Origin of the sequence: Spirosoma agri, assembly GCF_010747415.1 — a bacterium.
In the GTDB taxonomy this organism is placed as follows: Bacteria; Bacteroidota; Bacteroidia; order Cytophagales; family Spirosomataceae; genus Spirosoma; species Spirosoma agri.
Window position 1 is genome coordinate 2,041,716 of the sequence record NZ_JAAGNZ010000001.1, and the last position, 15,579, is coordinate 2,057,294.

General features: G+C 51.8%; 17 protein-coding genes. 7 read left to right on the top strand and 10 right to left on the bottom strand.

All coding sequences use genetic code 11. The features are described from left to right. Positions 1 to 57 precede the first annotated feature (57 nt). From GK091_RS08360 to GK091_RS08375, 4 genes are all read left to right on the top strand, one after another. Positions 58 to 273: a hypothetical protein gene (locus GK091_RS08360; protein WP_212592946.1), complete on the top strand. Its 216-nt coding sequence runs from the start codon at positions 58 to 60 to the stop codon at positions 271 to 273. A 354-nt stretch (positions 274 to 627) separates the two neighbouring features. Next, the gene (locus GK091_RS08365) at positions 628 to 1,803 is read left to right on the top strand and encodes an MFS transporter (protein ID WP_164036250.1); all 1,176 of its coding nucleotides are present in this window, start codon (positions 628 to 630) and stop codon (positions 1,801 to 1,803) included. Positions 1,804 to 1,901: 98 nt separating this feature from the next. Further along, a complete protein-coding gene (locus GK091_RS08370; protein WP_246202173.1) occupies positions 1,902 to 2,903 on the top strand; it encodes an SPFH domain-containing protein in 1,002 nt (333 codons plus the stop codon). 79 nt (positions 2,904 to 2,982) lie between these two features. Next, positions 2,983 to 3,711 carry a universal stress protein gene (locus tag GK091_RS08375; RefSeq protein WP_164036252.1) on the top strand — a complete coding sequence of 243 codons (729 nt, stop codon included), beginning with the start codon at positions 2,983 to 2,985 and terminating at the stop codon, positions 3,709 to 3,711. Between the two features lie 163 nt (positions 3,712 to 3,874). Here the strand turns inward: GK091_RS08375 and GK091_RS08380 are convergent, their stop codons facing one another. Genes GK091_RS08380 through GK091_RS08395 form a run of 4 tightly spaced genes read right to left on the bottom strand, consistent with a single transcriptional unit; the run spans position 3,875 to position 6,307 of the window. Beyond that, on the bottom strand, positions 3,875 to 4,357 hold the full coding sequence (locus GK091_RS08380) for an OsmC family protein (protein ID WP_164036254.1): 483 nt from the start codon (positions 4,355 to 4,357) through the stop codon (positions 3,875 to 3,877). A 12-nt stretch (positions 4,358 to 4,369) separates the two neighbouring features. Further along, positions 4,370 to 5,002, bottom strand: a complete 633-nt coding sequence (locus GK091_RS08385) for an FMN-binding negative transcriptional regulator (RefSeq protein ID WP_164036257.1) — start codon at positions 5,000 to 5,002, stop codon at positions 4,370 to 4,372. Positions 5,003 to 5,036: 34 nt separating this feature from the next. Beyond that, positions 5,037 to 5,669 carry a LysE family translocator gene (locus GK091_RS08390; protein WP_164036259.1) on the bottom strand — a complete coding sequence of 211 codons (633 nt, stop codon included), beginning with the start codon at positions 5,667 to 5,669 and terminating at the stop codon, positions 5,037 to 5,039. A gap of 5 nt (positions 5,670 to 5,674) precedes the next feature. Further along, complete coding sequence (locus tag GK091_RS08395) at positions 5,675 to 6,307, bottom strand: pyridoxamine 5'-phosphate oxidase family protein (protein WP_164036261.1); 633 nt, start codon at positions 6,305 to 6,307, stop codon at positions 5,675 to 5,677. A 169-nt stretch (positions 6,308 to 6,476) separates the two neighbouring features. Between GK091_RS08395 and GK091_RS08400 the strand changes: the two genes are divergently transcribed. Continuing rightward, complete coding sequence (locus tag GK091_RS08400) at positions 6,477 to 7,961, top strand: aminotransferase-like domain-containing protein (RefSeq protein ID WP_164036263.1); 1,485 nt, start codon at positions 6,477 to 6,479, stop codon at positions 7,959 to 7,961. Here the strand turns inward: GK091_RS08400 and GK091_RS08405 are convergent. Further along, positions 7,951 to 8,817, bottom strand: a complete 867-nt coding sequence (locus GK091_RS08405; protein WP_164036265.1) for a bifunctional transcriptional activator/DNA repair enzyme AdaA — start codon at positions 8,815 to 8,817, stop codon at positions 7,951 to 7,953. The genes GK091_RS08400 and GK091_RS08405 overlap by 11 nt on opposite strands. A gap of 242 nt (positions 8,818 to 9,059) precedes the next feature. On the opposite strand from GK091_RS08405, the gene GK091_RS08410 reads away from it, so the two are divergent. After that, positions 9,060 to 9,656 carry a hypothetical protein gene (locus GK091_RS08410; protein WP_164036267.1) on the top strand — a complete coding sequence of 199 codons (597 nt, stop codon included), beginning with the start codon at positions 9,060 to 9,062 and terminating at the stop codon, positions 9,654 to 9,656. 17 nt (positions 9,657 to 9,673) lie between these two features. On the opposite strand, the gene GK091_RS08415 is transcribed toward GK091_RS08410, so the two are convergent. Then, the gene (locus GK091_RS08415) at positions 9,674 to 10,387 is read right to left on the bottom strand and encodes a lysoplasmalogenase (protein ID WP_164036269.1); all 714 of its coding nucleotides are present in this window, start codon (positions 10,385 to 10,387) and stop codon (positions 9,674 to 9,676) included. A gap of 242 nt (positions 10,388 to 10,629) precedes the next feature. Between GK091_RS08415 and GK091_RS08420 the strand changes: the two genes are divergently transcribed. Continuing rightward, positions 10,630 to 10,932: a hypothetical protein gene (locus GK091_RS08420; RefSeq protein WP_164036271.1), complete on the top strand. Its 303-nt coding sequence runs from the start codon at positions 10,630 to 10,632 to the stop codon at positions 10,930 to 10,932. Positions 10,933 to 11,049: 117 nt separating this feature from the next. Here GK091_RS08420 and GK091_RS08425 read toward each other — a convergent pair whose 3' ends face one another. From GK091_RS08425 to GK091_RS08440, 4 genes are all read right to left on the bottom strand, one after another. Continuing rightward, positions 11,050 to 11,367 (bottom strand): DUF3817 domain-containing protein, encoded by a 318-nt coding sequence (locus GK091_RS08425; RefSeq protein ID WP_164036274.1) that lies wholly within the window; start codon positions 11,365 to 11,367, stop codon positions 11,050 to 11,052. Positions 11,368 to 11,385: 18 nt separating this feature from the next. Further along, entirely contained in the window at positions 11,386 to 11,853 is a 468-nt protein-coding gene (locus GK091_RS08430; RefSeq protein WP_164036276.1) for a hypothetical protein, read from the bottom strand. A gap of 87 nt (positions 11,854 to 11,940) precedes the next feature. Continuing rightward, positions 11,941 to 12,855 (bottom strand): helix-turn-helix domain-containing protein, encoded by a 915-nt coding sequence (locus GK091_RS08435; protein ID WP_164036277.1) that lies wholly within the window; start codon positions 12,853 to 12,855, stop codon positions 11,941 to 11,943. Beyond that, positions 12,852 to 15,446, bottom strand: a complete 2,595-nt coding sequence (locus GK091_RS08440; protein ID WP_164036279.1) for a M1 family aminopeptidase — start codon at positions 15,444 to 15,446, stop codon at positions 12,852 to 12,854. The genes GK091_RS08435 and GK091_RS08440 overlap by 4 nt, the downstream gene beginning before the upstream one ends. Positions 15,447 to 15,579 lie beyond the last annotated feature (133 nt).

The following is a 15,579-nucleotide window of genomic DNA, read 5'->3' on the forward strand; positions in this document are numbered from 1 at the left end:
AATGGGAAATACCGCTGATACGGAAAAGCCGCCTTTCACGACCCTACGTTTGCCATTGTGATTACGAGGGAGGGTGATAAACTGTATGGTCCGGCTAAGGGCCAATTCTGGTTTGACTTATTCGCCGAGTCCCAAACAAAATTTTACCTCAAGGTAGTCGATGTGAAGGTATCGTTTGTGAAAAACGAGAAAGGAGAAATAGTCAACTCGTTCTTCACCAAAACGGGCGGGATGTACCGGGAAAACGGATATCACAGCGAGGTAGTAAATTGAACAATTCGAAGAGATTCTTTGCGTCAGAAAAAGCTGTAAAACTTATTTGAAGCATCCTGATCAGACTTAAAGAACGATCAGGATTTTTTTTGATACAGCCTACGTGACCTGTCAAAGTAGTCAGAGCGATCGTATAGCATAGGTTACGCTCAGAAATGACCTTTCGAAGCGACTTCTTTCGTTGCCCCTTGTCGACAATTGTACCTACTGATTAATAAATTAGAAGATTTATAGAAGTGGGAACGTTTTTGTACTTTTTTTATTTGCCAGATAAGATAGCCTTCGTGTAAGAAGGAGTATTCTGGATTTTTCGATTGGGAGAATCCATACGCTGCCAGAAACTAGTCGCTGCAAATGAAAAAGAATTTATTACCCCTTGCCATTGGAGGCTTCGGCATTGGAATGACCGAATTCGTCATGATGGGCATCCTGCCTGACATTGCTACCTCGCTACACATCTCGATTCCCGCTGCCGGTCACCTGATCGCGGCTTACGCACTTGGTGTTGTACTGGGCGCTCCACTACTGGTTGGTATTGCCGGAAATTATCCCCCGAAAAAGATTCTGCTGGGCCTGATGGCCCTGTTCACATTCTGTAATGTGCTTTCGTCCTTCGCGCCTAATTATGAAATCATGATGCTTACCCGGTTACTATCGGGACTGCCACATGGCGCTTTCTTTGGCGTTGGTGCGGTAGTGGCGAGTCGATTGGCGGGTAAAGGCAAAGAAGCGCAGGCGATCTCGATGATGTTTGCCGGGCTGACCGTTGCCAACATCATTGGTGTACCGCTGGGTACATACATCGGACATACGATGAGTTGGCGGATTACGTTCGTGATCATTGCGGCTGTAGGTCTGGTGACTATGTTCTGCATTCAAAAACTACTGCCAGTCATGCCGGTGGTGGGGGAGTCGAACCTTCGGAAAGATCTCAAACTGTTCACGCGGGCCGAGCCGTGGCTGATTTTGGGTATCACCGCAATCGGTACGGGTGGGCTGTTTGCGTGGTTCAGTTATATCGCACCGTTATTAACCGAAGTCGCTCAGTTCACCAGTGGTCAGCTTACGTGGATTTTGGTCTTGGCTGGCTTAGGCATGGCCGTTGGCAATCTGCTGGCCGGACGCATGGCTGATTTCATTGCGCCCATTAAAGCTACCGCTTTCTTTCTCTTACTGATGGTGCTTTGTCTGCTGATCATTTACGCGGTTGCGCCTTTCAAAGTGCCAATGCTGGTAATGACCTTTGTTACGGGCGCGATTGCCTTCTCGCTAGGCGCACCGATTCAGATTCTGATGATCCGGGCGGCCAACGGTTCCGAAATGCTGGCTTCGTCGGTTAGCCAGGCTGGTTTTAATATTGGTAATGCGCTGGGGGCATACCTCGGCGGTTTGCCGATTGCCGCCGGACTGGGCTACACGTCGCCTGAGCTGATTGGTGCCCTGCTCGCCTTCTCCGGATTCCTGCTGGCGATGGTCGTCTATTTCCGGCAACGGAGTGTCGTTAGGTACGAGTTAGCCACTGGTAATTAAGCACTGATAATCGCCGGTCTGATAAAAAAGTCACATGCATATCAACGGATTCTGTACCTTACACAGAATCCGTTTTTTGTTTATAACCTAGTCATCGTATGAGCTTTTTAGGCATTTTAGTCGTCTTGGCGATCATCATTATCTACCTGTCCATTGTCATCGTGCAACAGGGTACGGTGGCTGTGGTAACGATTTTTGGGAAATATTCGCGGGTGCTGGGGCCGGGCCTGAACTTCAAAATTCCGTTCATTGAGGTGATTTACCGACGTATTTCGATCCAGAATCGATCGGTTGAGCTGGCGTTCCAGGCCATCACTGCCGATCAGGCAAACGTGAATTTCAAGGCTATGCTCGTTTATTCGGTGCTCAACCAGCAGGAAGAAACGATCAAAAATGTAGCCTTCAAGTTCATCGATGAAGCGTCGTTCATGCAGGCGCTGATCCGGACGATTGAAGGCTCAATCCGTAGTTTCGTGGCCACCAAACGACAGTCGGAGATTCTGGCGCTGCGTTCCGAAATCATTGAACACGTTAAGGCACAGCTTGATACACTACTTGAAAGCTGGGGATATCACCTGACTGACCTGCAACTGAATGATATTGCTTTTGATGAGGTCATTATGCGGTCGATGGCGCAGGTTGTGGCTTCGTCCAATCTGAAAGCAGCCGCCGAAAATGAAGGACAGGCGTTGCTGATTACCAAAACGAAAGCGGCAGAGGCCGAAGGAAATGCAATTAAAATTTCTGCCGAAGCCGAAAAGACAGCCTCTCAGTTGCGTGGACAGGGCGTTGCTTTGTTTCGCGAAGAGGTCGCCAAGGGGATGGCTGAATCAGCCAAAGTGATGACGGAGGCTAAGCTGGATGCGTCGCTGATCCTGTTCTCGATCTGGACCGAAGCGATCAAGCATTTTGCCGAAAATGGGAATGGGAATGTTATTTTCCTCGATGGATCGACCGAAGGCATGGAAAAAACCATGAAGCAATTGCTGGCCGTCGAAACGATGAACAGTGGTAGCGCACGAATTATCGTTCCACCATCCGATGACGCTGGTAGAACGACCCAGGGCGGAAGCACCCCGGGCGGAAGCACCCGACGCTGAAAAATTGATAAAATTTGCTGATTGTTGAGAATGTTGGTCCTCTCGTTTGTTGATAAGACAAACTACTGTTCACTCAAGTATGACAAACCTGCTTTTCCCTACCGATTTTTCAATATCGTCGACGGCTGCTTTAGATTGGGCACGCCTTTTCGCACGCAAAACCGGGGCTACCATTACCCTGTTGCATGTCTATCAACCCATGATTCCCGACTCGACTTTCCCAACGGTTGGCGATGCTGGACTGGGCTTGATGGCTTCACAGGAGGTAGAAGAAATTAGTCAGCAACGCCTGGCGGAACTCGAAGCGGAGCTACGAGCCGAAGGGCTGTCGGTGCAGTCGAACTGGCGGCTTGGTTCCGTTGACGACGAGGTGCTGGATTTCGCCAAAGAATTACCGGCTGATCTGATTGTGATGGGACGTAGTGACTTAAGCACATTTTTCGACCGTGTGGCGGGTAGTGCCGTAACCGATGTGGCCGACGAATCGGTTTGCCCGGTATTGATTGTACCGCAAACGCCCGAAGGGCAAGCGGTTCGTCCGGCTCAGGTGCAGACGATTGCCTACGCGATGCAGTCCCAGACGACGCAAAGCCTGGTATCTGCCCAAACTGACTCGTTGGTCGACGCGTTCGACGCCCAACTTTCGGTTTTGACCGATGATCAGCTTGACAACGCTCATGCTGACCTGATTGTGATGCAGCTGTATCCGCAGTCGGGCTTTTTGGATAAGCTTCTTCATCCAAACCACACGGCCCGTCTGGTCGAAAAATCAGCCGTACCCGTGCTGGTTTATCACGAAGCGAAATAGATACTGGGTTAATAACCAGGTGAGTGGGTAAGTAAGGTAACTGGCTGTGTCGCGTTTATAGACTGTCAGCTACGTTACTAACCCACTCACCTTTCGGTGTAAGGCGGTACCAAAAAGAGCGATGTAACGCTACGATGACCCCTAACCAGAGCCGGTAGATATGTTAGGCAATTACATCTATCGCGTGGCAGGTAGGGTCATGATGAATCGGAAAATTGCAGGAATTGGCAATGAAGCACAAGGCGTGAGCCTGATAATGAAGCTCATTTGCTTTATCGATCATCGATTGATCCGCCACTACGACTTCCGGAGATAGCGTAACTTCACTGAAATGCCCACCGCCGTCCGGCGTCTCCACCATAATACCCGTTGGCTGATCGACATAATCGACAACGATAACACCGGCTTCGGCACACAGGTGTAAATACCAGAGCATGTGGCAGGTAGACAGCGACGCAACCAACAACTCTTCCGGGTTATAGCGCGTTTTATCACCCCGAAACGAGGGATCTGACGAGCCGGGAATATCCGGTTTATTGGCCGCCGAAATGACGTGCGACCGTTCATAAGTCTTGTAGGCGCTGGTTCCTTGGCCAGTATTGCCTGTCCACTTGGTCGTTACGGAATAGGTGTGTTGTTTCGCCATAATGAGCGGAGTTTATGGATTGATCGTTGGTCGGCGGTGGGCCATTTCGCTGGCGACCGCCTGAGCATTTGTATCGTCCTGCTGATTCAGTTCTGCAATAATAGCCTGATAGTTTTTATCGTCACGGTTCTGGCTCAGTTTGGCGGCTCCTTCTATCGTCTCAATGGCCATACTAAAGGCGACAAGGCCGCGCATCTGCTGTCGTACATAGCGCTCCGTCATGCTTTCGATCGACACGGGGCATTTCGACCGGGCTTCGTATTTATCAACTTGCTGGCGAAGAAGTTCCAGCGTCTCATCATCGGATAGCAAGGTTGTCCGGCCGGTTATCTGCACTGAGAGGTAGTTCCAGGTTGGTACGTTAACGTGATCATACCACGACGAGGAAATGTAACTGTGTGGCCCCGAAAAGACGGCCAGTGCCGGTATGTCGCGGCCAAGTAATGTCCACTGGGCATTGGCCTTTGCCAGATGACCAACCAGTTGAAAGTTACCGTCGGTTGTTGGTTGAAGTTCAATGGGAAGATGCGTTGCTACCGGAATGCCATCGTCGCCCGTGGTAATCAACAACGCGAAGGAATGGTCGCGGACGAATTGTAGCAAGGTCGTTTGGTCCGTTTCCTGAAATGATTTGGGTATGTACATGACGGTATAAAGTTTGGGTAAATGGCAAACTGGTTCAGTTCCCTTTATCGACTGCCATACGCACGGCAAGGCCGGTCAGGATACTGGCCATGACCCATTTCTGTACCCGGCTATAAAGTGGGCGCGCCTGGAACCAGCGTGCCATTCGGGCTGCGGACAGAATAATAATCATGTTGACCAAACCGCTGATGGCCAACTGAGTCAGCCCCAGTTGCAGGTTCTGGGTCAGTAGCGAGCCGTATTTGGGATGGGTAAATTGCGGAAAGAACGACAAATAGAATACGGCTACTTTCGGGTTCAGTACGTTCGTCAGGAAACCCACGCGAACTAGTTTCCAGTCGGAATCATGAGCCAGGTTTCTCGTTTGAAACGGTGAAACACCACCGGGCCTGATTGCATCCCAGGCCAGATAAAGCAGGTAACCGACGCCGAGCCAGCGCAGTACTTCGTAAGCTACCGGGATGGCCAGAAACAAAGCCGTTAGCCCGAACGAGACTAGGCAACTATGGACCAGAAAACCAGCCAGCACCCCCGTGAGCGATATGAGCCCGGCGCGTCGCCCCTGGGTGATTGAGCGGGAGATCAGGTAGATCATGTTGGGGCCGGGGCTGAGTACCAGGCCCAGAGCCGCCAACGCAAACAGCAGTAATTCGTTGATAGGAATCATGGTGTTTAGTTCGGTTGCTGTATATAATCGGGTAAGGCTATTCCCTGACTGTAATCGGCCGTAACGGGTTCTAGCCGCATTGTTTTCAACGGAATTACGCCCGCCCACGTTGGTAAATCCACGTCGTCAGGATCATCTCCGGGTCCACCCGTCCGGACTTTAGCCGACGCTTCGGCCAGTGAAAAAGCCAGTACCGTTGTTTTTCGCATTTCGCTGTCCGTCGTCGGACGGAGATCGGCCCAACGACCGGGAATCAAATGGTCCGTGATCAGCGCCAGTGCTTCCATTCGTTCATCTTCGTCCGTTACTTTCTCGGCGGTAGCGAAGATGATTACCGAGCGGTAATTGACCGAATGGTTAAACGCTGATTTAGCCAGCACCAGTCCATCGGCCAGCATAATCGAAATGCAGACGGGGCCACCTTTTTCGATTTCGCGAATGAAATGACTGCCAACAGACCCGTGGATATAGAGCCTGTTGCCACTTCGGGCAAACGCGGTAGGAATAGCCATTGGCTGACCATCGACAGCGTAACTGACGGTACAGAACAGGGCTTCGTCTAGAATCGGATGAATAATGTCGGCGTCGTAATGAACGCGTTTAGCGGAACGGCTGGGGGTTGTGCGGGGTGTTTGCATCGATAAAATGATAAGTGATGGAGTCGCGTGGGTGGAAACCCGCAGTTATGATTACGATCGCGGGTTTCCACGGCAGCGGCCGCCCGGCCGCGCTACTTTTACTGAACAAATGTCGTTCTTTGCCGGACTAGGTAAATCGTCCGGTTTCTAGAATCCCGCTAGTCCAGTTATGACACCGTTCAAATCACTTCTTCAAGTAGATAAGTCCTCATCGACGCCTGTTTTCCTTCAGATCAGTGAACAGCTTGGTCAACTCATCCGCGCCGGAACGCTCGTGGCTGGGCAACGACTGCCGGGAACGCGTCAACTGGCTGATCTGCTTAAACTGAACCGGCAAACAATTGTAGCCGCCTATGACGAGGGGATGGCGCAGGGCTGGCTCGCGAGTCGGGCGGGGAGCGGAACCTACGTAGCGGCTCATTTTCCCGAAATCAAACCACAACCGCTAGCGAGTACTGAGGCTACTGAATCGGGAACTGGACTGGCGGGCACGCAACCCGGCTACTCCTTCGAATCGCTTCCTTACCTGATTCGACCTGCCCTCACGCAATCGGCCGGGCTGCATCTGGATGATGGTTTCCCCGATATCCGGCTGGCACCGATGGACGAACTTAGTCGGGCTTACCGCTCGTATTTTCGCTGGGGAAATCCGCAGACCCACTTCGGCTATGGCGATACCAAAGGACATCTGCTGTTACGGGAACAGCTTTCGGTGCATCTGAACGAAACCCGAGGGCTGCGGACAAATCCGGATAACATCCTCATTACGCGCGGGAGCATCATGGGACTGCACCTGACGAGTCAGGTTTTGCTTCGGTCGGGTGATGTGGTCGTAACGGGGAAAACGACCTGGGCTGGGGCCACGATGAATTTCCAAAAAACCGGCGCTACGACACGAACCGTACCCGTTGATGCGCACGGTCTAGATGTCGATGCGCTGGCGCTTCTTTGTGAACACAACGGCCCCGTCCGGCTGGTTTCCGTAACCCCGCACCACCACTACCCAACGACCGTCACCTTGCGGGCCGACCGGCGGACGAAGCTGTTGCAACTGGCTGAACGTTATGGGTTCGTCATTCTGGAAGATGATTATGATTACGACTTTCACTACCTGAGTCGGCCAATTTTACCGCTGGCTAGCGCCGATCAGCAGGGTATGGTCGTTTACGTCGGTTCGCTCACCAAATCGGTTGCTCCCGCCTTCCGGATTGGCTACGTGGTGGCACCAACTGCCCTGATTGACGAACTGGCCCGGCTCCGGCGGATCATTGATCGGCAGGGGGACCCCATGCTTGAATTTGCGATTGGCCAGCTGTTTAAGAATGGCGAGTTGAAGCGTCATTTCCGCAAGTCATTGCGCACCTATCACGCCCGCCGGGATCGAATTTGTGAACTGCTGACGACTGAACTACGTGACGCGATACACTATGACAAACCGGATGGCGGCATGGCGGTCTGGGCTCGTTTTGATCCGGCTATTGATCTGGGTGTTCTGGCTAACCAGGCTGTACAGGAAGGCTTATCGTTCTCGAACGGTTTGCTGCACAACCCACCCGGTCAGCGACTAAACAGTACGCGACTGGGATTTGCGTCGAGTACAGAAGATGAGTTGGAGCGTAGCATATCGATAATGAAGAAGCTCATTAACCGCTGACCCGTGCCGCTTCCCAGCCAAGCATGGCTTGTTTACGGTTGGTACCCCATCGGTAGCCGCCAAACAACCCCGTTTTTTTGATAACCCGATGACAGGGAATCAGGTAACCGATTGGATTCGAGCCAATCGCTGTACCAACGGCGCGCGACGCTGTCGGCTGGCCGATCGCTTCGGCAACTTGGTCGTAACTCGCTAACCGACCTTCGGGAATTTTCAGCAAAGCTTCCCACACTTTCAGCTGAAAGGCCGAGCCACGCAGCAGAATAGGCAGCGGTTTGTCGGAGGTAATGTCACGTTCGCTGGTAGTTGTCGCATCAGTCAAGGGGAAAATCTGTCTCGTCAGTGGCCGAACGGCTTCGGTATCCTGCTGTAACGTTGCTTCCGGCCATGCCCTTGTCAAAATAGCTTCCGGTCGGTCATCGTCATTTAGGAAGTGGAGCACCGCGATTTTGCCGTTGATAGCCCCCAGCACATAATTGCCAAACGGACTATCGAATACGCCATACGACAGCAATAGTCCCGAACCCGCCTGCTTGAACTGCCCCGGTGTGACCCCTTCGACGGTAACAAACAAATCATGCAGGCGACCCGTGCCCGAAAGACCAGCCTCATAAGCTGTGTCGGCAAGGGGTGCACCCGTGCGCAGTCGGGTTTTTGCGTGTTCGAGCGTCAAGTATTGACTGAATTTCTTGGGGCTCACACCTGCCCATTCCGTAAAAAGTCGCTGAAAATGAAACTCGCTCATATTCACCGTTTCGGCCAGTTCGTTCAACGAAGGTTGCTGCCGAAAATTTGCGGTCAGGTAGTCGATGGCGCGGGCAATCTGCTGATAGGTAGTAGGGCTATTGGCGTTCATGTCGATTGTTGGTTGGGTGCTACAAAAGTCGGCGCAAACCCGTAGGTAACAAACCCGATTCTTGCGGAGTTTTCGTTGAAAATGGAACGTGATAGACCACTGAATAACGCCGGGTATGAATGCCTGAAACCAAAATCTTGACATTTATTGAGTAGGAAATAGCCAGAACGTGGTTACTGAATAGGGGTTGGTTTGTCGATAATGTTTATACGTATAAACTCCTTTTCAACATGCTAGGCTATATGAAAATTACACTTCTTTTCAGTTTTTCGGTCTTTCTCGCTCTGTCGGGATGCCGGGAGTCAATGGCTCCTAATGAAGATGTGCCTACGCTTAACCAGCGGTTTCATGGCAAATACAGACCCGTCTCGTCAATCGCAGAGGAAGTGGTCGACCTGAATTTTGATGGTAAGCCGTCAGCTGATTTACTAGCCGAGATCAGGGATTTGGCCACGACCGATCTGCGAATAGACATATACGGCCCGAATAAACACCTGGCAAAACGCAGTTATCTGTTTTACCAGCAATGGCCGGAGCAGTACGTATACAACTCATCCACGCGAAAAGAGCCGACAGCGTATGACTCCGTGGCAACGGTAAATTACAACAGACAGGGCGCAACCCGGCAGTTTGAATTCGATCAGTCGATCAAGCAGATTTATGTGCAGCCCGACGAAACGCCACTGGCTTATCCAGAGCGGTTTCCCTTACCTGAATCGGCTACGATAGAGGACGGCAACATGATTCGTGTCGTGAATCGCAAGCGGTTTTATACCCGGTCGGGATGGAAGTCAATGCGCGTAGAAACCGTATATAAACGATACACGACCGCGACATGACCCAGGGCCCTGATGTGCTATGTTGCTATTTTTAGGGACGCGTCAGAAGTCAGTTGCTGCATCATGCCAACCGCAATCAGATACTGAGCGGCTGCATATGTGCTCATAATCACCCAGGCTGAACCGGGAATTGGCTGAAGGAATTTATCGATGGCAATCGCCGAGTCGGAAAGAATGAACAGTAGGGCACCCGCAACGACCCAGGCGTATCCGGATAACTGCTGACGTTGGGTGGCGAGTAACCCCATCAGGCTCAGACAAAACGTGTAGAGAACAACGGGCCACCAGAGAACCGTTAGCGCTGAATTTTTGACGAACTCCGGTCGGAGCAGTACCAAAAAGAGAGCACCATACACCACAAAGCCGAGAACAACCAGCCCCGTCAAACGAACGCTGAAACGGTTCCGGCGCATCGACAGCCAGAACGCGCGGCAATAGCACAGTTGCATCACCAGAAAAGACGCCAGCCCCAACGCAAACAGATCGATCTCCTGAATCATCAGCAACACATCGCCGAGGAGGGCAAAGACCATCCCGATCAGTAGCCAGCGTGCGTAGTCCGACCAACCCGCCGACTGGATGCATTGACGGACATACAGCATAAGCAGCGCCATGATGAGCGGTTTGCAGCCGTAATGCAGAAATCGGATCGCCAGCGAATCGCCAATCATTTCGAGGACTGTACTACCAACGAACACAAGGGTAAAGGGTAAGGTGGGCCTGGCCGACATACGGATTAGTTGACTGATTTAGACATGCTAAAGGTAACGGTTATTAGGCGAATCAGACAACTTGGTAATTATTTGATAGACAGGTAATTGAATCGATGGTGTACTTGGTCTCAGCAGTAGAAAACTAGTCGTCGGATTCGTGATAGGATGATCGATGCCATCAAAAAAATCAAACCATTTGTCCGTCAGTGCGTTTATTGTCCAGTACTCGACACAAAACACAAACAGATAATACTACCATCATGGATAAGGCACAGAAGTTTGAGTTAATGAACAAAGTTGTTCGTGAACTGGAAGATCTTCAAAATAGCCAGACGGCACTCATTACTAAAATCGGTCAGATTGAAGTTGATAACATGAATGGGTTGAACGATTCGACTCTGGAGAAAAACCTGGGCGATATGCACTCGAAAATCGCGGAGAACGTCGACTCAATTAACGAAATCTTCTCGTACTTCGAAACACAGCGTGACGAGTACGCAGAGAAAAACGCAGCGGCTATTGCGGCCATCGAAGCTGCTGCTGCTGCCGAAGCGGTGAAATAGATAAGAAATAGTGGTGCTTCCCATAACGTGACGGCGGTCACAGAGACTAGTTTTAGTTCTCTGTGACCGCCGTCACGTTATGGGAAGTTTTTTTGTCGAGAGTAACTAAATGGTTTGTCAGACCTTTTCCGTATTGTCCGGTAAATGCCGAAAGACTTTGTGGTCGGCGTAGAACGTACCGCCCGGAATGATCGACGCCAACATGGCCAGCGCCGTTTTGCCCAATGGCCATCCGTATTCCGTTTTCGCCTGAATCGTGGTCAGGATATACAGGACGAAGAGTAGTCCATGAATCGGGCCGAGGATTTCTACGGCTTCCGGATGTCCGCCGATTCGTTTTAAGGGTACGCCAATGAATAACAGAAGTAGGTACGAAACACCTTCGGCGAAGCCTACGACGCGTAACCGGATTTTAGGAGAGTTGAAGAAATGCATAGTTTATACAATAATGAGTTAAAACGAGCGAAGCCAGGGCCGGGTTGCTAACGGTGAAAAAGGCCACGGAATAGCGATCAGTATGAGCAAAAGACCAAGGGTAAAGTAAATGACTGTCGTTTTGAATTTCTGTTGCGGCAGCGTTTGTCGTTTGGCCTTGCTCGACCCAACCGTCACAAGAACGACCGATGTGAACATCAATCCAATGTGAATCAGGCTGAAAAACCGAAACTCAGGCGCTTCGCTGGCGTCCGGAGAAAATTTCCAGTAGTAGCTAACAATCGGACTTTTGGCGTAAAGATAAAAACCAACCAGCAACTGTGTATGCGCAACGGAGGTAGCGATGACGCGCAACGTCTGGTCAATGGGCCGATACGAGCGGTTTCTAAGCCACCCCACGTAACTGCCGCCGAGCGAAGCCAGTAAACTTCCCAGCACGAGCCAGCGCAGGGCATTGTGAATGACTAATAAAACAGGGTAAATCATGTATAGAGGAAATCGGGCAACTTCCCGCAAAGTTCTGTCAATCTGCGGTTTTGTTGGTAGGCTCGAACCGGCTTCTATTCGTCAGAATCAATCATTCGTACCTGCGTAGCGGTTGCGAAAATCAGTTGGACTCACCTGTGCATATTTGCGGAAGAGCTTCCCAAACGTCGATTGATCCTCGAAGCCGAGCTCGTGTGCGATCTGGGCTATGCTTAAACCCGACTGAAAAAGTAGTACCTTGGCTTCCAGCACAATTCGCTCATCAATCCACACCGATGGCGATTTGCCCGTTCTGCCTTTGATTACCTTATTGAGGTGATTCGGACTGATTGTCAACCAGTCAGCGTATTGGCTAACCAGTCGTGTCTGGCGAATTTGGGTGGTCAGTAAGTCCATAAAACGCTGCACCAGCCCGTCGCCAGCGTCGATTTTTGGTCGTACTGTTCCGGCATACACTCGGTTGACCTCAGCCAGCAAAGCCGATAGATAGGGGCGAATCAGATCCGTGTTGGCCGACCCGTTTTCGGTGTATTCAACCGTAAGCCGATGCAACACCGCACCAATGAAATCCAGTTGTTGGTCCGACAGCGTCACATGGGGATTATTCGTTAATTTTAAGAAGTCAAAATCGGTATCGCCCACGGCCCGAAACACTAGTTCCTGACTAAAAAAGCACAGGAATCCCTGCGAATCTTCCCGTATCGCGTTGATCGTAAAGATCTGTAGAGCCGGTACGATCACCAGCTCGTGATCCGCCAGCGAATACGCCTGATGCCCAATCGTCATCTCGACCTGTCCGCCCGTAACCAGCACTAGCACGTGATTACTGGTTCGGGATGGCGGTAACGGAAGCTTAATGACCGGTCGGCTGTACTGGAGGGGCGCGATGATGAACTGGTTAAAATCGGCCTTGAACCGCTCCGTCGACGATGCATCGTTTACGATAAACCGGTCGCGGGCCATTTCGGGCGTGATGGCCGGGAAGGCGGAATCGTTCGTCATGGCCGATACAGTAAGGCACTGGCCCGAAACGGACTATCAGCCGCTTGCAATAGTTTGGCGCGTAAACGCGGATTGTACGTTGGGCGATCGGCGAGAAAGGTACGGATCAGCTTCGCCGTTTCGGGCGTCTGGTAGCTGGACAGGGTCGAACGAAGCCACGATTCGGGAAAGAAAATATCGCCCGTTCGCTGAATATCTTCCAAGAGTTCGAGACTTTTAGGCAGGTACTTCGCCGACGTTTGCGCGCGTAACGGGTGATGCAGATAGCCCAGGGCCGCCGTCACCCAGGCTTCCCGCTCACGGTTGGATTCGCTGGCCAGGGACGCAAAGAATGCGTCGCGTTCGGCTACATTGGACGATAGGGCGGGCATCATAAATTCCAGACGTTTCTTACGGTCCGGATTTTTGATCCGGGCCAGTTGCTTCGCCAGAATGCCTTCTACGGGATAGTCACGAACGGCCAGCGAAAGAGCCAGGCTCGTGTAATCATCTTCGGTGAGCGTAACCCCCTCGGGTGCTTTCTGGTCGTTCCAGATGGTATACAGCCGGTCGCGGGCCTCCGGGCTGAGGGCAATAGCCTGATACAGCCGGAAGAGTAATTTCTTTTTCCCCGCCGATGGCTCCTGCTCCATGGCCTGCCAGGCCCGCTGTTCGACCGAAGCCGCGAGGGCTAACCGATTTTCCGGTTTGGTGAAATTCCAGACGATATCCGACAACTGATTAGTCAGCAGGCGAAGGTTTAATTCCTCGGATTCCTTGCTTAATAAGTTCTGATAAATTGTCGCTAGCCGTACGGGGTCAATCACCTTGCCGGCCAGCATGTTCTCGTACAGGTTGATGTACGAAGCCGCCCGCGTAACCGGGTTCTTCAGCGTTGCCAGCTTGGTAATCATAGCCGTATCGATGGGAAAAAGACCATATCCTTGCCCCGATGCGTTAAAAACGATAAACGATGGCGCGGGCTTACCGACGGCTTCCTTGAGTTCGACCTGAGCCTGCGTCATCGGTACGGTCAGCTCATCGACGTGATCCGGATACACCAATGCGACTTCGAATCCCTGCGGCCATAACCGATTGGTGCCATCTTCGCCCTTCTGCGAAAGCAGGAACCGGCTGATCGTACCGTCTTTCTTTTCCAGTTGATAGGTAAACGTTGGCCGGCCCGTTTCCGAAACCCAAACCCGATTCCAGGCCCGTAGGTCGGTGGGCGTGTAGGGGTCGAGGATGGCAATCAGATCATCCCAGGTCGCGTTATTAAACGCATATTTTTTGAGGTAGGCCCGCAACCCATCGCGCAGGGCCGTTTTGCCCATCAACCGTTCCAGTTGCCGCATCATAATGGGCGCTTTGTGGTAGATGATACCGCCGTACAGTGTCCCGGCTTCTTTCAGGTTCGCCAGTGGTTGCCCGATCGGATTGGCCCCTTCCGTGCGATCGACCGCGTAGGCGGCCGGAAAGTGATCCACCACAAACTGAAGATCGTAGTTGGCATCGGGCGACGAGATTTCGGTGATCTTGTCGGCCATGAAGTTGGCGAATACCTCCTTGAGCCAGACATCATTGAACCAGCGCATCGTTACCAGATCGCCAAACCACATGTGTGCGGTCTCGTGAGCGATTAGCGTTGCGCGCGAGAGCTTCTGATCGCGGGTTGCCCCATTGTCCAGAAACAGGCTCGACAACTTGTAATCGATCGCTCCGGCGTGTTCCATGCCGCCGTACTGAAAATCGGGGATAGCGGTAAAGTCAAACTTTTTGAATGGGTACGGAATCTGGGTGTAGTCCTCCAGAAAGGTCAGCGCATCGGCGTGTAGGGTAAAGATCGGGTCGAGGCTGAGCCGTAGTTTGGTCGTATCGGTTTCGCGGTGCAGCAGCGTCATTGGCCGCTTGTTCAGCGTTCGGGTGACGGAGGTGAACTTTCCGGCTACGAACGAGAACAAATAGGTCGGGATGATGTCGGAAGGCAGAAAGCGGATCGACTTCCGGTCACCGGTTATGGTCGAGTCGTTCACGGCGGCATTAGTCATCGCCTGCCAACCTACTGGAACCGTCAGCGACAGTTGAAATGAGGCTTTCAAATCGGGTTGATCGAAGCAGGGAAATACCGTCCGGGCGCGGTCGGGAACGAGCAGGGTATAGAGGTATTCATCGTTTCGGTTCAGCGATGAATTTCCGGCAATAAACTGAATGGAAACTGTATTTTTTCCGGCGGCCAGATAAGCAGTAGAAATTGACACATGTTCGCTCTCGAATACAATGGGAATCGCTTTGCCGTTGACTGAAACCGACTGCAAATGAGCGCGTTCTTCTTTGAAGTCGAGCAGCAGGGGTGATGCGTTCTTCGTCCAGGTAAATGTTATCGACTCAGTCGCTGGAATAGGTTGGGTTTTCTGCGCGGGAATGTCGAACTTTAAGGCATAGGCTACCTGGCCGATGGTCTGCTTGCGGGCTTTTGCCAGCGTCTGCGATACCCCCGTTTCGATGGGTGCCGATCGGGCGGGCGTAGATTGGCTTTGACTATCCACAGCGATGAAGAAAAGTAGGCTTGCCGTAATACCGTAACGACTAATTATTGACGAGTTCCAGATCATGTTACGCAGGTAGAGCGGGGTTTTAGTGGCTGGCGCAGGTTGTTAACCGTTGTGGCATTGGCGAATGCTGTGTGCCCCAACAAGCCACCCACGAACCTGTAAACTACAAACTAAACTTGGTTTGGCAGTGCGA